General features: G+C 71.0%; 3 protein-coding genes. All 3 read right to left on the minus strand.

Going from position 1 to position 3,091, the window contains the following annotated elements; translation table 11 throughout:
- The coding region (locus HC022_RS22530) for a nuclear transport factor 2 family protein (protein WP_167453888.1) at positions 1–519 on the minus strand (519 nt) is incomplete at its 3' end.
- Positions 520–805: 286 nt separating this feature from the next.
- Positions 806–2,512, minus strand: a complete 1,707-nt coding sequence (locus HC022_RS22535) for a sigma-54-dependent Fis family transcriptional regulator (RefSeq protein ID WP_167453889.1) — start codon at positions 2,510–2,512, stop codon at positions 806–808.
- 85 nt (positions 2,513–2,597) lie between these two features.
- Positions 2,598–3,091, minus strand: a 494-nt coding sequence (locus tag HC022_RS22540) for a hypothetical protein (RefSeq protein WP_167453890.1), incomplete at its 5' end; no start/stop codon positions are given.

A 3,091-nucleotide genomic window follows, 5' to 3' on the forward strand; every position in this document is an offset into this window, starting at 1 on the left:
GCCGCCGATGATCAGGCAGTAGGGCTGGGTCTTGTAGCCGAGCTCGGCCTCCTCGCGCTCGCGCGCCTCCTTCCAGCTCTCGCGGTTCTTGCCGGCGCCGTGCTTGGCGCCGAGCGGACGGGCAAAGCCCTTGGGCTCCTCGAAGCCCTTCAGCTCCTGCATGGTGGTAAGTAGGGTCCAGATCTTGCCGTCCTTGAGCCGCAGCAGGCCGTAGCCGCGTGCGAGGTCGGTCTCGAAGCTGATCCACGTGGTGGTGACGCCGTCGGCCTCCGAGGGGATCTCGCCCTCGGCGATCTGCCAGTTGCGGGGCTTGGTGGTGGCAAGCTGGTGGGTCAGCATGTCGCGCACCTGGTCACGGCCCTCGACCGTCTTCAGGTTCCAGGTGAAGGCGACGAGATCGCGCCAGTAGCAGTCTTCGAGAAACATCTCGGCGGCGGCGTCGATATCGCCTTGCGCGAGCGCCTCTTCGAAGCTGTCGAGAAAGGCCTGCGTCTGGTCGGCAAGTGTCGAGTCTAGCATTGGGGTCTCCTCCCTTGGTCTTTGCGTCTTGGAATTCCTCCACCGATGAGGCTGGCAGAGACCGGGGCGTCCCGGCCATGGTTTTCCGGCGGCGCGTCACGAAAAAGCGATGCCCGGGCCGCCCGTCGTTGCGCGCGCAACAGCGGCGCAACAGGCGGGCAACGGGTGCGGTGGCGGCGAACCGGGGTGGGGGAGTTTGGGGGCAGTTTGGGTTCGCTTGCCCGAAACGGTCAGAGCGACGGGATCGGCCAGGCGAGCGCAATCCCTCTATGTCCGTTAGGCGGCGTCATTCCGGCGGCGTCAGCCCCGCCTTGCGCACCCGCCGCAGCACCGTCGAGCGGTTGACGCCCAGCCGACGTGCCACCTGCGACATGTTCCAGCCGCAGGCGATGAGCGTGGCTTCGAGATCGGCCTCGGGCGGCGGTGCGGGCAGCGCCGCGGCGGGGGCGCGGGGCAGGTCGGGGAGGTCGATCACAGGGCCCTCGGCCAGCGTCACCGCGACGTCGAGCGCGCGCTCCAGCTCGCGGATGTTGCCCGGCCAGCTGCGGGCCTTGAGCTCGGCCTTCGCGGCGGTCGAAAGCTGCGGCCCGTCCGCCGAGCGCCGCCGCAGAAGCCGGTCGAGCAGCCAGTCGAAATCCGCCCGGTGGCGCAGCGGCGGCAGGCTCAGCGTGGCACCTGCGAGGCGGTAGTAGAGATCTTCGCGCAGCGCCGCCGTCAGCGTGCCCGGATCGCCCCGGGTCGAGGCTCTCCCCCTCAGGTCGCTGCGCCGGTCGAGCAGCGCCAGCAGCGCGTCCTGCGCCTGTGGCGCCAGATCCTCGGCGCCGTTCAGGAACAGCGTGCCGGGGGCGAGCTCGGCAAGGCTGCCGGCCTCGGGCAGCGCGGTGCAGCGCAGCGCGTGGAAGGCGCGCCCCTGTGGTCCGCAGAGGTGGATCGCCCGCGCCAGCCGGTGCTTGCCGGTGCCGGTCTCGCCCGCGATGAGCAGCGGCAATTGCGTGACCGCAAGCCGACCGGCCTGCGTCAGCAGCCGCTGCAGCGCCGGGTCGGGGCCCGCGAAGCTGCCGAGCGCGCCGGGCAGTTCTCCGGTCTGGCGGCGCGGGGTACGGGCGGATTGCGGCGCGATGGCGTGGCCGAAGAGCCCGCGCCCGTCCTTGAGCCGCAGCACGCGCTCTTCGGTGGGGCGGCCGCGCATCAGGTCGGGCAGGTCGTCTACGGTCAGCTCCATGAGCTCGTCGATGCGGCGCCCGATCAGGCTGGCGCTGCCGTCCGGGTCGAGCGCCCTTCGCGCGCCGGTGGTCATGCCGACGATGCGGCCGGAGCCATCGAGGAACGGGGGGCGGGTCGAGCCCCGCCCCACCCGGCCGCGCCGCGTCACCGCCATGGGGTTCGCCATCCCCCCCCGCCGCACCGAGGCGGTCACGAGGCTCATGGCGAGGTTCTGCGAGGTCTTGGGCGAGGGCGCCCGCAGCAGCGAGATGTCGAGCACCGCCGAGAGCTCGCCCTTCGTGTCGTAGATTGGCGCGGCGGTGCAAGAGAGCGGCATGTGCGCGAGGCCGAAATGGTCGTCCTGATGGATGGTGATGGCGTCGCCGGTGACGATGCAGGAGCCGACGCCGCAGGTCCCGGCCAGGTCCTCGGACCAGTGCGAGCCGAGGTAGAGCCCGGCCATGCGGAGGTCGTCCTCGAACCGGCGGTCGCCGAAGAAATCGACGCAGACGCCCTGCGCGTTGGTCAGCAGCAGCACGTAGTTCTGGCCCGCCACCTGCCGGAACAGCGACTGCAGCCCCGAGCGCGCGGTGGCGATCAGCCGTTCGGACTGCTCGCGGTGTTCGCGGAACTCGGCGTCGGTGACGATATGGGCGGGGTCGGGGCGCGTCGGGTCGAGCCCGTAGGATTCCACGCAGCGCCGCCAGCTGGCGGATACCAGCCAGTCGCGCCCGGTGTCCTGTCCGCGCAGAACCCGGTCGATCTCGGTCACATGATCCCTGTCTAGCAAAGCCGTCCTCCTTCGGCGCTGCGGGGACGGTCTAGCACGGGCGCGGGCCCGCGCACAGTTAGACGAAGATCGGGGGCGGGGCCTCTCAGTTCAGGTGGTCGGAGTCGACGTAAGGGGCGGGCGCGACGTCGTCGGTCGCGAGGTCGACCTGCCAGGCGTAGCGGGGCTGGTAGCGCACCGTCACCTTGTAATCATGCCCGAGAATGTCGCGGGCCACGACCCGGAATGGCGTCACGGTCAGCTTCGCCGGCAGCTGCTCGGCCGCCGACGCGACCCTCAGCGCCGCGTCCACCGGCAGGTCGACGATGGCCCAGACCTCGGCGGTCCGCTCGCGGGCGCGCACGTCGATGCGCACGATCTCGACGGGCACCTCCTGCGCCCATTCGCGGATGCGGTTGGCGAGCGCCGATTCCGCGCGGGTCTCGGCGTAGCGGTAGTAAGTCGTGGTCGAGAGCTGCGCGAAGATCGCCACGAGGAAGAGCACCGCCACCGCGAGCCCCATCGAGAACCGCATCCGCCGCTTTTCGGACCGCAACAGCAGCCGGCCCGCGCCGGTGGCGATATAGACCGCGCAGGCCG

It is taken from the genome of Salipiger sp. HF18, assembly GCF_011806505.1.
Lineage (GTDB): Bacteria > Pseudomonadota > Alphaproteobacteria > Rhodobacterales > Rhodobacteraceae > Salipiger > Salipiger thiooxidans.